The 15,460-nt window shown below is 40.3% G+C and carries 18 protein-coding genes and 2 riboswitches; of the genes, 1 reads left to right on the forward strand and 17 read right to left on the reverse strand.

The window, feature by feature from the left end; all coding sequences use genetic code 11:
* Nucleotides 1-10: 10 nt before the first annotated feature.
* The 11 genes from IEW76_RS06375 to IEW76_RS06425 all read right to left on the reverse strand — a co-directional run bounded on the left by IEW76_RS06375 (nucleotide 11) and on the right by IEW76_RS06425 (nucleotide 10,391).
* Nucleotides 11-835, reverse strand: coding sequence for a sulfite exporter TauE/SafE family protein (locus IEW76_RS06375; protein ID WP_188652000.1), 825 nt, complete (start codon nucleotides 833-835; stop codon nucleotides 11-13).
* 635 nt (nucleotides 836-1,470) lie between these two features.
* On the reverse strand, nucleotides 1,471-2,868 hold the full coding sequence (gene sufB / locus IEW76_RS06380; protein WP_188652002.1) for a Fe-S cluster assembly protein SufB: 1,398 nt from the start codon (nucleotides 2,866-2,868) through the stop codon (nucleotides 1,471-1,473).
* 38 nt (nucleotides 2,869-2,906) lie between these two features.
* Nucleotides 2,907-3,347 (reverse strand): Fe-S cluster assembly sulfur transfer protein SufU, encoded by a 441-nt coding sequence (gene sufU, locus IEW76_RS06385; protein WP_188652004.1) that lies wholly within the window; start codon nucleotides 3,345-3,347, stop codon nucleotides 2,907-2,909.
* Entirely contained in the window at nucleotides 3,337-4,557 is a 1,221-nt protein-coding gene (locus IEW76_RS06390; protein ID WP_188652005.1) for a cysteine desulfurase, read from the reverse strand. Before IEW76_RS06390 ends, sufU begins: the two co-directional genes overlap by 11 nt.
* Complete coding sequence (gene sufD / locus IEW76_RS06395) at nucleotides 4,557-5,867, reverse strand: Fe-S cluster assembly protein SufD (protein WP_188652008.1); 1,311 nt, start codon at nucleotides 5,865-5,867, stop codon at nucleotides 4,557-4,559. Before sufD ends, IEW76_RS06390 begins: the two co-directional genes overlap by 1 nt.
* 18 nt (nucleotides 5,868-5,885) lie before the next feature.
* Nucleotides 5,886-6,671, reverse strand: coding sequence for a Fe-S cluster assembly ATPase SufC (gene sufC / locus IEW76_RS06400; protein WP_036782542.1), 786 nt, complete (start codon nucleotides 6,669-6,671; stop codon nucleotides 5,886-5,888).
* Nucleotides 6,672-6,992: 321 nt separating this feature from the next.
* Nucleotides 6,993-7,133, reverse strand: a complete 141-nt coding sequence (locus IEW76_RS06405) for a YuzK family famiily protein (RefSeq protein WP_188652317.1) — start codon at nucleotides 7,131-7,133, stop codon at nucleotides 6,993-6,995.
* Nucleotides 7,134-7,369: 236 nt separating this feature from the next.
* Nucleotides 7,370-7,729 (reverse strand): carboxymuconolactone decarboxylase family protein, encoded by a 360-nt coding sequence (locus IEW76_RS06410; RefSeq protein WP_188652010.1) that lies wholly within the window; start codon nucleotides 7,727-7,729, stop codon nucleotides 7,370-7,372.
* 87 nt (nucleotides 7,730-7,816) lie between these two features.
* Nucleotides 7,817-8,686, reverse strand: coding sequence for a MetQ/NlpA family ABC transporter substrate-binding protein (locus tag IEW76_RS06415; protein ID WP_188652285.1), 870 nt, complete (start codon nucleotides 8,684-8,686; stop codon nucleotides 7,817-7,819).
* A 15-nt stretch (nucleotides 8,687-8,701) separates the two neighbouring features.
* Nucleotides 8,702-9,370 (reverse strand): methionine ABC transporter permease, encoded by a 669-nt coding sequence (locus IEW76_RS06420; protein ID WP_188652012.1) that lies wholly within the window; start codon nucleotides 9,368-9,370, stop codon nucleotides 8,702-8,704.
* Nucleotides 9,360-10,391 carry a methionine ABC transporter ATP-binding protein gene (locus IEW76_RS06425; RefSeq protein WP_188652014.1) on the reverse strand — a complete coding sequence of 344 codons (1,032 nt, stop codon included), beginning with the start codon at nucleotides 10,389-10,391 and terminating at the stop codon, nucleotides 9,360-9,362. The genes IEW76_RS06420 and IEW76_RS06425 overlap by 11 nt, the downstream gene beginning before the upstream one ends.
* A 118-nt stretch (nucleotides 10,392-10,509) precedes the next feature.
* Nucleotides 10,510-10,615, reverse strand: a riboswitch (SAM riboswitch).
* A gap of 198 nt (nucleotides 10,616-10,813) precedes the next feature.
* Nucleotides 10,814-10,917: riboswitch (SAM riboswitch) on the reverse strand.
* 83 nt (nucleotides 10,918-11,000) lie between these two features.
* Here IEW76_RS06425 and IEW76_RS06430 point away from each other — a divergent pair.
* The gene (locus IEW76_RS06430) at nucleotides 11,001-11,411 is read left to right on the forward strand and encodes a TlpA family protein disulfide reductase (protein WP_188652016.1); all 411 of its coding nucleotides are present in this window, start codon (nucleotides 11,001-11,003) and stop codon (nucleotides 11,409-11,411) included.
* 179 nt (nucleotides 11,412-11,590) lie between these two features.
* Here the strand turns inward: IEW76_RS06430 and IEW76_RS20945 are convergent, their stop codons facing one another.
* From IEW76_RS20945 to IEW76_RS06460, 6 genes are all read right to left on the reverse strand, one after another.
* Nucleotides 11,591-11,902 carry a thioredoxin family protein gene (locus IEW76_RS20945; protein ID WP_188652018.1) on the reverse strand — a complete coding sequence of 104 codons (312 nt, stop codon included), beginning with the start codon at nucleotides 11,900-11,902 and terminating at the stop codon, nucleotides 11,591-11,593.
* Between the two features lie 14 nt (nucleotides 11,903-11,916).
* The gene (locus IEW76_RS06440; protein WP_188652020.1) at nucleotides 11,917-12,276 is read right to left on the reverse strand and encodes a ribonuclease M5; all 360 of its coding nucleotides are present in this window, start codon (nucleotides 12,274-12,276) and stop codon (nucleotides 11,917-11,919) included.
* Nucleotides 12,277-12,461: 185 nt separating this feature from the next.
* On the reverse strand, nucleotides 12,462-12,635 hold the full coding sequence (locus IEW76_RS06445; protein ID WP_188652022.1) for a DUF2553 family protein: 174 nt from the start codon (nucleotides 12,633-12,635) through the stop codon (nucleotides 12,462-12,464).
* Nucleotides 12,636-12,693: 58 nt separating this feature from the next.
* Nucleotides 12,694-13,077: a glycine cleavage system protein GcvH gene (gene gcvH, locus IEW76_RS06450; protein WP_036782518.1), complete on the reverse strand. Its 384-nt coding sequence runs from the start codon at nucleotides 13,075-13,077 to the stop codon at nucleotides 12,694-12,696.
* A gap of 80 nt (nucleotides 13,078-13,157) precedes the next feature.
* On the reverse strand, nucleotides 13,158-13,514 hold the full coding sequence (locus tag IEW76_RS06455; RefSeq protein ID WP_188652024.1) for an arsenate reductase family protein: 357 nt from the start codon (nucleotides 13,512-13,514) through the stop codon (nucleotides 13,158-13,160).
* A 161-nt stretch (nucleotides 13,515-13,675) separates the two neighbouring features.
* Entirely contained in the window at nucleotides 13,676-15,460 is a 1,785-nt protein-coding gene (locus IEW76_RS06460) for an acyl-CoA dehydrogenase FadE (RefSeq protein WP_188652026.1), read from the reverse strand.

A 15,460-nucleotide genomic window follows, 5' to 3' on the forward strand; every position in this document is an offset into this window, starting at 1 on the left:
AATCGACTCCTTACCCAAATCCATCCCAAATTAAGCGAACACCGATTAAAATGAGAATGATTCGTAATATCCATTCAACCGTTTTCCCGTTCATTCGTTGATTAACCTTTGCTCCAATCGTACCACCCACCCATGCACCAGGTATGAAACATAGTGTATAAAGCCACGGAACATGTCCCAATAGAATATGAGTGCTAGAGCTTGAAATACTTAGGAAGAATATAATAAACATTGAAGTTGCAGTAGCCACATGTGGAGGTAATCCGAACAAAAGAATCATAGCAGGAACCATCAATGAACCACCACCGATTCCAAATAAACCGGATAATGATCCTACAAAGAACGCCAAAAGAAAACCACCAATAATGTGGATTTGATAATGATACGTTTTCTGATCCAATGTGAATGACCGATTAATATATAGCCAATTAGTGGGTTTAGAATTTTTAGAACGATTGGGTCTCGGCAAAAAGAACAATAAGGATATGACAATCATTATAGCCCCAAATGCAATAGAGAACGTTTTAGTATCCACGAACTGATTAAACCACGACCCAAATACTCCACCAGGAAGACAACCAATCAAAAAGATTAGTCCAGTCTTATAGTCAATTCGCTTGCTTTTCCAATACGCAATTGTTGAAGATAGACCAGTAAAAATCATCACCACTACTGAAATACCTACAATCTTCTGAGGAGTAGCCCACTCAAAAGAGCCAGATACATTATGCAAAAAAAGCATAGAAGGTACTAAAATGGTTCCTCCACCAATGCCAGCGATGCTACCAACAAAGGCTGTAAAAAACCCTATAATTAACATGATAAGAGCAACCAAGATACACAATTCCTTTCCATAAACAATTCCTCATTCTATCATTATCTTACCATCTTTTTCAGTTTAAAAACATGAAGAAAGCCAGACCTACCACATAAGGTACCTTATGTGGCAGAAGCGAAGCTAATAGCTCTGTTACGGATGGGGCCGTTACGTTTGTTGAGCGCTAGGGGGGTCTGGGGAACGACTCGCTTTCCGCGGGCGAGCTGTCGAGCCTCCTCGTTCTCTAACGCTCACTGTGGGGTCTCGTCGACCTCTTTCTCCCGCAGGAGTCTCCCCGTTCCTCAGCCCCCCCCCCTTGCTATGTGAAGTAAGAACGGCCCCGCTGCTTGAGCGTCCCTGATGCCTACTTGAATCTACATGTGGCATGTTTCCGTATCTCCCGATATGGCAAAGGTGGGCCTGGAAACTGCGAGACTCCCGTGGGCAGAAGAGCCTAGGTGAGACCCCGGAGCCCGGCTTTGCCGGGTGAGGAGGCTCACCAGCTCCCCACAGGAAAGCGAGTGGTTTCCAGGCCCACCTTACGCTCATTTAGAGCAAACGGAAACATTCTCAACTCTTGTGCATACAAAAAGAGGACGAAATCGGTGATTTCGTCCTCTTACTATGCGCAATTCGTTTATAACGAATGCAAATTAACCGATTGAACCTTCCATTTCGAATTTGATCAGACGGTTCATTTCGACTGCGTATTCCATTGGAAGTTCTTTCGTGAACGGCTCGATGAAGCCCATTACGATCATTTCTGTAGCTTCTTCTTCAGAAAGTCCGCGGCTCATTAGATAGAACAGCTGCTCTTCAGAAACTTTAGAAACTTTCGCTTCGTGCTCAAGGGAAATGTTTTCGTTCATAATCTCGTTGTAAGGGATTGTATCTGATTTAGATTTGTTATCCATAATCAGCGTATCACATTCAACGTTTGAACGGGCACCTTCCGCTTTACGTCCGAATTGAACGATACCGCGATACGTTACGTTACCACCTTGTTTAGAGATGGATTTTGAAACGATTGTAGAAGACGTATTTGGTGCTAGGTGGATCATTTTCGCACCAGCATCTTGGTGTTGTCCCTTACCAGCAAGTGCAATAGAAAGAGTCATACCACGTGCGCCTTCGCCTTTAAGAACAACAGACGGATACTTCATCGTTAGCTTAGAACCTAAGTTACCGTCAATCCATTCCATTGTTGCATTCTCTTCAGCAACCGCACGTTTTGTAACCAAGTTATAAACGTTGTTTGCCCAGTTCTGAATTGTCGTATAACGGCAGTAACCGCCTTTTTTGACATTAATCTCAACAACTGCACTGTGAAGAGAGTTTGTTGTATAAACAGGTGCTGTACAACCTTCTACATAGTGTACAGAAGCGTCTTCGTCAACAATAATTAACGTACGCTCAAACTGACCCATGTTTTCTGAGTTAATACGGAAGTAGGCTTGTAGTGGTGTGTCAACTTTTACGCCTTTTGGTACGTAAATGAAAGAACCACCAGACCATACTGCAGAGTTTAGTGCAGAGAACTTGTTATCTGCAGGCGGAATCACTTTACCAAAGTGCTCACGGAAGAGTTCTTCATCTTCTTTAAGAGCTGTATCCGTGTCTTTGAATATGATTCCTTGTTCTTCTAAGTCTTCTTGCATGTTGTGGTATACAACTTCAGATTCATACTGAGCGGATACACCTGCAAGATATTTTTGTTCTGCTTCAGGGATTCCTAATTTATCAAATGTTTGCTTGATTTCATCAGGTACTTCATCCCAAGAACGCTCAGACTTTTCAGATGGTTTTACGTAATACGTAATCTCATCAAAATCAAGTTCATTTAAGTCGCCGCCCCATTGTGGCATTGGCATCTTATAGAATTGTTTAAGAGCTTTCAAGCGGAAGTCAAGCATCCACTCTGGCTCTTCTTTCTGTCTAGAGATCTCACGTACAATTTCTTCAGTCAGTCCACGCTCTGTGCGGAAAATCGAAACGTCTTTGTCATGAAACCCGTACTTATACTCGCCGACCTCAGGTGCTTTTTTAGCCATCGGTCAAAACCTCCTTTAGGTGGTATATCACAAAAACTTTATTCCTTTTCGTCTACACCTTTTTCCATCGCTTTCCAAGCTAATGTTGCACATTTAATTCGTGCAGGGAACTTAGAAACGCCTTGTAACGCTTGAATATCGCCTAATTCTTCTTCCATCTCTTCACTTATATCTTTCCCTTGCATGATATCAGAGAAAACATGAGACATCTTAACGGCTTCATCTACGCTTTTACCTTTAATGGCTTGCGTCATCATCGAAGCAGAAGACATAGAAATTGAGCAACCTTCTCCGTCAAATTTAGCTTCTTGAACAATACCATCTTCTACTTGCAACTGAAGCTGAATGCGATCGCCACAAGTAGGGTTATTCATATCTACAGTTAAATGGTCCCCTTCAAGAGCCCCTTTATTACGAGGATTCTTGTAGTGATCCATAATCACTTGTCTGTATAGCTGGTCGAGATTATTAAAAGACATCTCCGAAAAACTCCTTTGTCTTTTGTAATCCATCGACAAATGCATCGATGTCTTCTTCTGTATTGTATACATAAAAGCTGGCGCGAGCCGTAGCTGATACATTTAACCATTTCATTAATGGTTGAGCACAGTGGTGCCCAGCGCGAACAGCGATACCTTCTGCATCTAATACAGTAGCAACATCATGTGGGTGAACATCATCTAAGTTAAACGTGATCAACCCAGCACGATCCTCTGGCCCATATATGGTAACACCTTCTATCGTTTGCAGGCGATCCATTGCATATTGAGCTAAACGTTTCTCATGAGCTTCAATTTCATCAAGTCCCACTTCTTCTAAGAAATCAATTGCAGCTCCTATTCCAATAGCGCCTGCAATAATAGGTGTTCCACCTTCAAATTTCCAAGGGAGCTCTTTCCACGTAGAATCATACAACCCTACGAAGTCAATCATTTCGCCACCAAATTCAACAGGTTCCATCTCTTTAAGAAGAGATTTCTTACCATAAAGGACACCAATGCCTGTTGGGCCTCCCATTTTATGACCGGAAAAGGCGAAGAAATCACAATTTAAATCTTGCACATCGATCCGCATGTGCGGTGCACTCTGCGCACCATCCACTAGCATAATTGCTCCATGGTCATGTGCAATACTAGCGATTTCTTTAATTGGATTGATAGTCCCAAGTACATTTGAAACGTGCATCATTGCTACAATTTTCGTTTTATCCGTAATGGTTTCTTTAGCATCCTCTAAAGATATTGTTCCATCTTCTTGGAGAGGAATGTACTTAAGCGTAGCTCCAGTAGCTTTTGCCGTTTGTTGCCAAGGAATAATGTTGCTATGATGCTCCATTGGGGTAATGACGATCTCATCACCTTCCTGGAGGTTATTTCGTCCGTAACTATAAGCTACAGTGTTAATAGAAGTTGTTGTTCCTCTAGTGAAGATAACTTCTTCGGTACTGTTTGCGTTAATAAAGCGACGGACTTTCTCACGTGCACCCTCGTAACCATCCGTAGCTCGCGTACCTAGTGTATGAACTCCACGGTGTACGTTAGAGTTATAGCCTCGATAGTACTCATCCAAAGCCTCAATAACGGATTGAGGCTTTTGGGATGTTGCAGCACTATCTAGATAAACCAGTGGATGTCCGTTTACTTCCTGATCTAGAATCGGGAATTGCTTACGAACCTGGTTGATATCCATTAGTAAACTTTCCTTTCAATCACATCACGTAATTGATTCTTCACCGCTTCAATTGGAAGTTGATTCACAACAGGTGCTAGGAAACCGTGAATAACAAGACGTTCTGCTTCATGTTGTGGAATACCGCGACTCATTAAATAGTAAAGCTGCACAGGATCAACGCGACCTACAGAAGCAGCGTGACCTGCTGTTACATCATCTTCTTCAATAAGAAGAATCGGGTTTGCGTCTCCGCGAGCTTTATCACTTAGCATTAGAACACGAGATTCTTGTTCTGCGTTCGATTTAGAAGCGCCGTTTTCGATCTTACCAATTCCGTTAAAGATCGAGCTAGCACTTTCCTTCATAACGCCGTGCTGAAGGATATACCCATCTGTGTCTTTACCATAGTGAACAATTTTAGCAGTGAAGTTCTGCTTTTGCTCACCGCGACCAACGGTTACCGTCTTCGCATTGGCATGAGCGCCATCACCCATTAAATACGTTACGTTTTCAGATACCGTGTTACCATCGTTCATCTGACCAAGAGCCCACTGAATCTGTGCATCACGTTCAGCTACACCACGACGGTTTACGTAGGTCGTTGTACCTTTTGCAAAATTATCAACTGCGCCAAAGGAAACCTTAGCGTTACCTTTTGCAATGACTTCTGTAACAATATTTGCAACCGTTTCTTCTGCTTCATTGTCACTGATATAGTTCTCAACGTACGTTACAGAACTTCCTTCTTCAGCTACTACAAGAATATGATTATAAAGCGCTGCTTCATCGTCTTCTTGCCAGAAAATAGACTGAATTGGTTCTTCAATGACTACGTTCTTTGGCACATATACAAATACGCCACCGTTCATAAGTGCTGCATGAAGAGCTGTTAGACGATTCTCATCTACCATAACACCATCTGTCATGTAGTATTTTTGAACAAGCTCACTATGCTCAGATAGTGCAGTGAAGATATCTGTAAATACAACACCTTTATCTTTTAAATCTTGAGATAAAGAAGAATAAGCAACCGTATGATTACGTTGAATCACAAGGTTTTGATCTTTTTTCTCTATATCAAGGAAACTTTGGATTTTCTGTGGTAATTCTTCTAGTGAAGAAATAGTTTGACCTTGTGCCTCATGTTTAAAACGAGAAAAGTTCCATTTATCAATTTTCGTTTTATCTGGCTTTGGCATTGGGAGCGCATCAGCTTGTTCCAACGCATTTACACGAAGGTCTGTCATCCATTTAGGTTCATTTCGTTTCTCTGAAAATTGGCTGACATATTGTTTATCGAATGGAAGTTGTTGTGTTTCAACAGTCATGATATCCCTCCTAACTGATTACGCTTCTTGACCTACTGTTTCGTCTTCAATGCCTAATTCTTGCTTAATCCAGTCGTAACCTTCTTCTTCAAGACGCTTAGCTAATTCAGGACCGCCTGATTTTACTACGCGACCTTGCATCATTACGTGTACTTTATCTGGAGTAATATAATCTAACAGACGCTGGTAGTGAGTAATAATCAGGCAACCAAATGCTTCGTCGCGCATTTTGTTAATTCCTTTAGAAACCACTTTAAGTGCGTCGATATCAAGACCGGAGTCAATCTCATCAAGGATTGCAATCTCTGGCTTAAGCATCATAAGCTGAAGAATTTCATTACGCTTCTTCTCACCGCCTGAGAAACCTTCGTTTAGGTAACGCTGAGCCATGTTCTTATCCATTTCAAGTTCATCCATATTTCCGTCCATTTCTTTGATGAACTTCATAAGGTTAATTTCATCGCCTTCTTCACGACGAGAGTTGATTGAAGAACGAAGGAAATCTGAGTTTGTTACTCCGCTAATTTCACTAGGGTACTGCATTGCTAGGAAAAGACCAGCCTGAGCGCGCTCGTCCACTTCCATTTCTAGTACGTCTTTGCCGTCTAGGTGAATGCTTCCACCTGTGATCTCGTACTTAGGATGACCCATGATTGCAGATGCAAGCGTAGATTTACCTGTTCCGTTTGGACCCATGACAGCATGGAATTCGCCACCATTTATTGTAAGGTTTACACCCTTTAAGATTTGTTTACCTTCAATTTCTACATGAAGATCTTTAATTTCTAGTGTTGATCCTGCCATTTTGATACCTCCAATATGGTTTCTAACTATCGTAAATTAAGGATACATAAAATGTATCTATTCTCAATCTATTCTCATTACAATTTTAAATCATTTCGAAAGTAATATCAACTTTTTACCACACGCTATAATAAGTTCTTACTATTATGATAGTAGAAACCTAACCCGTGTTACACGCATTGGTTTGCCAATTAACTTCCTTATATATATGGTAACAACAAATCCATAAGAAAGAAAACCACCTGCGCAGATTGAACAAAAAATAAGCAGGCGAAAGGTACGCCTGCTTCAATTTATTAAGTAACACATTATAAACAATTTTTATCGATGGATTTGCCGATCAACTTCTGCTACAATTTGCCGACTTGCTTGATACTCTGCTTCCCTACGTTGTTCCACTTTCAAACGTTGGTCGATTCGGCGACTATACTCCTGATAGCCCATTCCGTGAGATTGATGCATAGCCTTTTCCATCTCACTCGTGTAGTTTAAGTTCAGTTGGTCACTAATAGTGAATCCATCCCTTCAATTGTTTTCCATTTTACTTTAGCATAAAGCTTATTCCCAGAACAAAGGGCATATAAACTCAATTTGGATGAATGGATAACAATTTCTAGAAGGTGAATGTGATATCTTTCCATACCCTATAATACATCGAATTTACTTCTGATTGCTCAAATTTATTCAATATTTAAATATTAGTGTAGTTCCTGAATACTCTCATTAACAAGGGTTACTGCTTGACTGAGCGCTGCTCCTCCACCAAAGGCTGCTGCCACGCCACATGCTTCCATCATCTCTTCTTTTGTAGCTCCATTGTCGAGACATCCCTTTGAATGGTAAATCATACAATACTCATCTTGAGCAACGACAGCAATAGCTAAAGCCATTAGCTGCTTATCTTTCTTAGAGATTTGTCCTTCTTTAAAACAAGCCTCTGAAAACTCACTAAAATGATGAGCTAAGTCTGGCATTTCTTTTTGGAATAGCCCCATCCCATGTTTGTACGTAAATAGCGCTTTTTCTGTTGAGTTTTGTGGTTGATGCTGTTGATCCATGAAAAATCCCTCCCAGGATAAAAGTAACTACCACTATTATGAGCGATGAGTTTACTTTCTATCCAAGGAGGGACAGGATGATCATAATTATTTCACAGGTACGATAGCACCTTTGTATTCTTCCTTGATAAAGGTACGGATTTCTTCAGATTGAAGAACTTCTAAAACGGTTTGTAGTGCTTCACTATCCTTGTTTTCCGTTTTGGTAACAAGAAGGTTAGCGTATGGAGAGTCGTCCCCTTCAATAAACAAGGAATCTTCAGTAGGATTTAAACCTGCTTCAATTGCATAATTCGTGTTAATGGCCACTAGAGCATCTTCTTCACGCTCATAGTTCTGTGGAAGAAGTCCTGCGTCTACATCCGGACTGAATTTTAGATTTTTAGGATTTTCAGCAATATCGTCGATTGTTGCTGATTTCTTTTCAACGCCTTCTTCTATCGTGATAAGGCCTTGTTTTTCAAATAAGGAAAGGATGCGACCATGTTCAGATTCCGAACGACGCATGATGACTTCTGTTCCTTCTGGAATCTCATCTACGTTTGTAATATTTTTAGAATAAACACCCATTGGTTCATTGTGAACGGGTCCAAGGCTTGTGAAGTCATAATCAAACTCTTCTTTTTGCTCGTTTAAATATGGTGTGTGTTGAAAGTAGTTAGCATCAATAGCGCCACTATCTAAGTCTTTATTAGGGAGAATGTATTCTTGATAGGTTTCAATCTTCAGGTCAATTCCTTTATCTTTCAGGATCGGTTTAGCTTTCTCCAAAATCTCTGCGTGAGGAGTACTAGATGCACCAATAACCACTTCCTCCAGTTTATCCTCAGAATTGCTTTCCCCACTCTGGTTCTCTGTTTCTGATCCGTTGCTACTTGATTCATCCTCTGCTGATCCACATGCCGCTAGCGCGAATATAAATAATGCGCTAAGAAAAAGTGTTAAGAATTTTTTCATCATGTAACTCTCCTTTTATCGTTTGTCTAATTTGTTTGATATAAAGTCTCCAACGAATTGGAATATGAAAACAATAATTACGATTAAAATTGTTGCTAAGAATACAACATCAAAGTCCCAGCGTTGGAACCCTTTAAGATAGGCCAGATCACCAAGACCACCGGCTCCTATGACACCGGCCATAGCAGAGTAGCTAATTAAGTTAATAGAAGTAACGGTAATACCTGAAACTAGGGCTGGCATCGATTCTGGAAGTAAAACCTTAAAGATAATTGTAGAGGTCTTAGCTCCCATCGATTTAGCTGCTTCTATTACACCTTTATCTACTTCTTTAAGAGCAATTTCAACGAGACGACCATAAAATGGTGCTGCTCCGATAATTAAAGCAGGCAATGCTGCATTAGGGCCCCTTATTGTCCCGATCAAGAATTCCGTGAACGGGAATAAAAGCAAAATTAAAATGATAAATGGTATGGCCCGGAACACGTTCACAATCGTTGCCACAATGAAATTTAATGGTTTGTTAGCCCATATATTTTGCTTTGATGTTAAATAAAGTAATAAACCTAGTAACAACCCTAAAATAAATGTCCCGATTACAGACAGAGCCGTCATGTACAACGTTTCTTCCGTAGCCGTTACCAGGTCCTCTACATTTGCGTTTGGAAACAACTTATGAAACATGATGATTCACCTCTACTTGCACGGACGTTTCGGAAATATATTCGATCGCCTTATTGATGTCTTCTTCTGTCCCATCCATGTGAACATAGAGCGTTCCATAAGCCCCTTTACTGGTTTGGGTAATCTTCCCTTGCAAAATGTTAAAGCTCACAGAAGGAAATTCTCTCGATACCTCACTAATTAAAGCTTGGTTTGTTTTCTCTCCAACAAAATGTAAACGAACAACTTGTCCAGTTTGATACTGAGCTAAGATCGTCTCCACTGCTTCATCTTGGTCTTGATCTCCCATAATTTGTTCTACAAATCGTTTCGTTACTTTCTCTTTTGGATGAAGAAAGACATCTAATACATCGCCTTCTTCTACAACTTTACCTTCTTCCATCACCGCTACTCGATGAGAGATTTTGCGTATAACGTGCATTTCATGAGTGATTAAGATGATCGTTAAGTCTAACTTTTCATTGATATCAACCAACAAGTCTAATATCTGATCGGTTGTTTCAGGGTCGAGTGCAGATGTCGCTTCATCGCATAACAGAACTTTTGGTCTGTTAGCAAGCGCTCTTGCTATACCTACCCGTTGCTTTTGTCCACCACTTAGTTGGGATGGATATGCATCTTCCCTGCCAGCTAGGCCGACTAACTTAATCAGTTCATCAACTCGTTCTTGTCTTTCCTTTTTTGGAGTTCCTGCAATTTCTAAGGGAAAGGCAATGTTTTCTCTTACAGTCCGAGACCAAAGGAGGTTAAAATGCTGAAATACCATTCCAATCTCTTGTCTAGCCTTACGGAGACGTCCTGCTTTTAAACTTGCTATATCTTCACCATCTATGACGATTTCACCGCTCGTAGGATCCTCTAATCGGTTAAGCAATCGAATAAATGTACTTTTACCAGCACCGCTATACCCGATCACTCCATAGATTTCTCCTTTTTCGATGTTCAAATTAACATCATCAACCGCTTGAACTTGTGTGGTCCCAGATTTGAATATTTTCTGTAGATTCTTGATTGAAATCACGGTTGTTCCTCCTTTTCAAATGCGAAAAAGTTTCAGGATTCTTTTCTATAAGCTTCCCTAAACAAAAAACCTTACTATCCCCCAAGAGGACAGAAAGGTTTATATAAACCGATTCGTCCTCTCATCTGTCTAAGCCATGCTTAGCAGGATTTGGCACCTTTCAAACATAGTTTGATGGTTGCCGGGCTTCAAAGGGCCAGTCCCTCCACCTCTCGTGATAAGAGTAAAATCCTTTATTCAATTAACGCTTTAACTCTTTTAAGTCTAGAAAGAATTCTAGCACGCGCCTTAACATTCAGTCAATATAAAACTTTCACTCAATTCTTTCATCTAAAACATTCTATAAGCAAACTAATATAAAGGAGCTCTATGCCTATAAAAAAAACGTCTCCCAAAGAGAGGGAAACGCTGGTACGCACACTCTCTTATCACTCAAAGCTCACGCCTTGCAGGAATTAGCACCGTTCCTATAAAGGATGGTTGCTGGGTTTCAAAGGGCCAGTCCCTCCACCTCTCCAGATAAGATCTGAAATCGATTTTAAGTTAAATCATATGTTAGCATGGTGATAATAAAGTAGTCAATTCAATTTAATTAAGGAGGCAACGAACATGCAAGCACCTCACTTTGAGCTCCCTGCTATAGATGGCAGCCATTATCATTTGGAACAAGACCTTGGAAAAATCATCGTACTAACCTTTTGGGCTTCTTGGTGTCCCGACTGTTCAAGGGATCTTCCGAAGAAAGAGCATTTCTCTCAATCCTTAAACCGTGAAGACCTCAAAATGTTGACGATAAACGTAGCCGGGAGAGAAGGAAACCCGGAAGAAGGTGTGGCATTTGCCTACAAATTTCTTACTCAACCTACCCTAATAGATCGAGGTACTGAGGTATTTGACCTTTACCAAGCTACAAGCTTACCCACAACAGTGGTCATAAACAAACAAGGCCAGATTGAAGCCAAATTTGGAGACAAAGCAGATGTAATGGAGATTATGAAAACGATCGGTACGTTATTATAACTAAATGGCAATAGCTTGAATAAGGACTCTCTTTTGTGGAGTCCTGCCATCACCAGACAAAGTTCGATCTTCTCTCTACATTTATTTACATGATTCACTAAATTATTTCTCGGGAAATCATCATTCGCCACCATTTTCATTCAGAAATAAAGGCTGTCCTACTATAGGACAGCCTTTATTTATTGATATTGATTCACTTTCTCATAGAGATAAGATACTGATTGAAATGCATAGATTTTTTCAAGAATCAGGCCTTTTTGGACGATTAGAAAGCATGGAACACTCTCTATTTCATAATGGTTCATAAAATCAGGGTGGATGGCTGCATTCAACTCTCTAAAATCAGTTCCTTTTAATGCCTCTTCCAATGTCTCCAGCATCCTTCTCGCCAAATGGCAGGTCCCACAAAAAGGACTATGAATAAAAAGAAAATCAACATGGTTTTCACTCTGATTTAGCTGCTCTAAAGGCCTGTTGGATAAAGTTTGCAAAGAATACCACCTAACTATGTTAAGAAGATAGGATCAACCGATATGCTTCTGCTTACCAAAGCTTGGGCTAATTCGGGCTCAGGCGTCGCAGCCACTTCTCTAAACGAACGATCTATATAAATATGCTCAGCGTGGGGAAGTTCGAATGATAATTGCTTCCGTAACTTATGACCTGAATGATCTTCATCCACTAATATAAATACATCTTTATGATCCAGATCATAATCAAGAATGAGCTGTTCCAGCCGCTCTACCCCTAGCGTTCCATTTGTGCATATGATCTCAACATCTTCATTAATCACTTTTTGAATTTGTTGTTTATCAGTTTTACCCTCTACGATAATCACTTTTTCAAGTGCACTGATTTCGTTCATCGCAACCACCTGTCTTTTTCCAACGTAAGTGTTTCTTATTACTATATGTGATTCAGTCCGGAAATTCTCACTTCATAATAAAAATAATAATAAATAGGCCACAATTGATATAAAAACTCTCTCTATTTTGAAAAGGGGATAAATTTATATAAAGAAATGGCAGTGGAACCCCACTGCCATTACCCTTAACACCAACCATTTTCATCATCGCAATCTACATACTTATCAACTCGGGAAGGATTACTTGTCCCTCTCCAAGACTGATTTTGCTGTACCTGCTTAGTGGTGTTTGTAACCTTCATATCCGTTCTTGATGCAGAACGGCTTCTCGCTGAAGAAGACTGGCGTTTTTTCTCCATCTTAGTTCACCCCTTACACATAAGGTGTCCTAGGATTGTGCAGAGTATTATACCAAAATTAGTCTTCGGCGATCATTTCTTGATATTTGTCAGCAGTCATCAATTTCTCAATTTCAGATTGATCAGATGGTTCTACAATGATCATCCATGCTTTATCGTAAGGAGCTTCGTTAACAAATTCTGGGCTATCATCCAGCTCATCGTTGATCCCAACAACTTTACCAGAAATCGGTGCGTAAAGTTCAGAAACGGTCTTAACAGATTCAACGCTACCAAAAGGCTCATCTGTTTCAATTGTATCTCCTACTTCAGGTAGTTCTACGAATACGATATCGCCTAGCTCTGATTGTGCGTGATCCGTAATACCGATACGTACTTTGTCTCCTTCTACTTTCACCCATTCGTGTTCTTCTGAATAATACAATTCTTTTGGTACGCTCATTCATAACCCTCCATTATACTTTTACATTCTTAATGTATTAAACACGGCTCAAAGAGCCAAATGTTTTGATGATCAGCGATTTACTTCCAAGTATTTTCAAACGTTTCCTCTTTAAACCCAACTGTTACTTGATTTCCATCTGTAACAATTGGACGCTTAATTAACATACCATCAGAAGCTAACCAAGATCTAATCTCAGCTTCACTCGCGTCTTGAAGTTTGTCCTTCATGCCGAGTTCACGATATTTCTTGCCACTCGTATTGAAAAACTTCTTTGGTGGTAAACCACTCTGTTCGATTAACGTTTTCAATTGCTCTTCAGATGGCGGATGTTCAACAATATGTACTGTTTCGTAAGAGATGTCTTGATCATCCAACCATTTCTTTGCTTTTTTACACGTACCACATTGTGGGTACCAGTAAACCGTTAACGCCATAGAAGGACCTCCTTTTCTATAATATGTGCCCTCATTTTATCATATTTTTCCGCAGCTTCCTAATTATTAGACACACAAATATGAGGAGGATGTTAAGCAAAACCCATATTAAAACCCTCCCCTAGGTTCGTACATAGGAGAGGGTTTTATGGGTTTAAAAATTAAAGGACGTATTTCTCTTCTTGAATAACTTTTGCTGCAACTTCACGCTTTTTCTTAATAACGTTTGTTGGAGTATGGCGCGTTAGTTTGCGAAGTGCTGATAGCATCATTCGTAAAGAATCGCCTTCTTCGCTTGCAATTAATGTTTCCTTAGCATGAGCTTCAATGCGATTAAATGATTCTTGTGTGTAGACTTGAGTCATAGCTAACTTATGCATACTTTTCTCTTTACCGCTTGATTGGATCGCTTTCTCTGTCCGGAGAATAGCAGATTCCATATTGTAGATCTCACCTACGATGTCTGCAATATTAACAAGCAATTCTTGTTCTTTATCAAGCTTTTCGCCAAATTTCTGAGCAGCTAAACCTGCTGCTAAGAGGCCGATTTTCTTGGCGTTCTTCAACAAGTATTTCTCTTGCTCTAACGTTTCTGTTCCTGGTTCTTCTGGCATCATCATCATAAGCTCTTCCTGAAGGGTTTGAGCTTTCTGAAGAAGAGGCAGTTCACCTTTCATTGCTTTTTTCAAAAGGGTACCTGGTACAATCATACGGTTGATCTCATTTGTACCTTCGAAAATACGGTTAATACGAGAGTCGCGATACATTCTTTCCACTTCATATTCAGCCATAAATCCGTACCCGCCATGGATTTGGACCGCTTCATCCGTAACGTAATCCAGTAGCTCTGTGCCAAATACCTTAGTCAATGAGCACTCAATCGCATACTCAGCAATGGCTTCTGCTATTGCCTTTCCGTCTTTTAATTGTTCGTCGCTTAGTTTACCCATTCGCTGTTCAAATAAGCCGACTGTACGATAAACAGCACTTTCGTTCGCATACGTATTAGCGGCCATTGTTCCAAGCTTTTCTTGAGTTAACGGGAAGCTAGAGATTGGGGTTTTAAACTGCTTTCTTTCGTTAGCATATTTAACAGCTAGTTCAAGGGCACGCTTGGAGCTACCTACTCCACCAATCGCCAACTTGTAGCGTCCGACATTTAAGATATTAAATGCAATTACATGTCCACGACCGATTTCCCCTAAAACATTTTCTACAGGAACTTCCGCATCTTCTAAGATTAGAGTGCGGGTACTTGAGCTCTTAATGCCCATCTTCTTCTCTTCAGGCCCTGTTGAAACTCCTTTATAATCTCTCTCAACAATAAAGGCTGTAAATTTATCTCCATCAATCTTAGCATAAACAACAAATACATCAGCGAAGGCTGAGTTTGTTATCCACTGCTTCTCTCCATTTAACACATAGTGTGTACCTGCATCATTTAACTTAGCCGTGGTTTTAGCGCCTAACGCATCAGACCCAGAGCCTGGTTCAGTCAAGGCGTAAGCTGCTATTTTTTCACCTGTTGCTAGAAGAGGCAGATACTTTTGTTTCTGTTCTTCATTACCAAAGAAAACGATTGGCAAAGAACCGATCCCTACATGGGCGCCATGTGTGACTGAGAACCCACCAGCTCTAGAGAATTTCTCTGTAATTAAGGAAGAACTAATTTTATCTAGATTAAGCCCTCCATATTCTTCAGGTACGTCCACCCCTAGTAAACCCAATTCTCCTGCTTTCTTAAGTAAGTTCACGGAATGCTCAAATTCATGGTTTTCAAGGTTCTCGATTTTAGGAACAACTTCTCCTAAAACAAAATCCTCTGCTGTCTTAGCAATCATTTTATGCTCATCTGTAAAATCTTCCGGCGTAATAATATCGTCTGCCTGTAAATCTTCAACTAAAAAGCTTCCACCTTTAAATACTCTTTCCTTCGTTTCACTCAT

Source organism: Pontibacillus salipaludis, from assembly GCF_014642405.1.
GTDB lineage: Bacteria > Bacillota > Bacilli > Bacillales > BH030062 > Pontibacillus > Pontibacillus salipaludis.

Coding starts and splice junctions, on each gene's coding strand:
- IEW76_RS06420 (WP_188652012.1), bottom strand. CDS start 9,370: ATGTTTCATAAGTTGTTTCCAAACGCAAATGTAGAGGACCTGGTAACG.
- IEW76_RS06440 (WP_188652020.1), bottom strand. CDS start 12,276: ATGAACGAAATCAGTGCACTTGAAAAAGTGATTATCGTAGAGGGTAAA.
- IEW76_RS06415 (WP_188652285.1), bottom strand. CDS start 8,686: ATGAAAAAATTCTTAACACTTTTTCTTAGCGCATTATTTATATTCGCG.
- sufU (WP_188652004.1), bottom strand. CDS start 3,347: ATGTCTTTTAATAATCTCGACCAGCTATACAGACAAGTGATTATGGAT.
- sufC (WP_036782542.1), bottom strand. CDS start 6,671: ATGGCAGGATCAACACTAGAAATTAAAGATCTTCATGTAGAAATTGAA.
- sufD (WP_188652008.1), bottom strand. CDS start 5,867: ATGACTGTTGAAACACAACAACTTCCATTCGATAAACAATATGTCAGC.
- IEW76_RS06390 (WP_188652005.1), bottom strand. CDS start 4,557: ATGGATATCAACCAGGTTCGTAAGCAATTCCCGATTCTAGATCAGGAA.
- IEW76_RS06460 (WP_188652026.1), bottom strand. CDS start 15,460: ATGAGTGAAACGAAGGAAAGAGTATTTAAAGGTGGAAGCTTTTTAGTT.
- IEW76_RS06410 (WP_188652010.1), bottom strand. CDS start 7,729: ATGGATCAACAGCATCAACCACAAAACTCAACAGAAAAAGCGCTATTT.
- IEW76_RS06430 (WP_188652016.1), top strand. CDS start 11,001: ATGCAAGCACCTCACTTTGAGCTCCCTGCTATAGATGGCAGCCATTAT.
- IEW76_RS06405 (WP_188652317.1), bottom strand. CDS start 7,133: ATGCATCAATCTCACGGAATGGGCTATCAGGAGTATAGTCGCCGAATC.
- IEW76_RS06455 (WP_188652024.1), bottom strand. CDS start 13,514: ATGGCGTTAACGGTTTACTGGTACCCACAATGTGGTACGTGTAAAAAA.
- IEW76_RS06445 (WP_188652022.1), bottom strand. CDS start 12,635: ATGGAGAAAAAACGCCAGTCTTCTTCAGCGAGAAGCCGTTCTGCATCA.
- gcvH (WP_036782518.1), bottom strand. CDS start 13,077: ATGAGCGTACCAAAAGAATTGTATTATTCAGAAGAACACGAATGGGTG.
- sufB (WP_188652002.1), bottom strand. CDS start 2,868: ATGGCTAAAAAAGCACCTGAGGTCGGCGAGTATAAGTACGGGTTTCAT.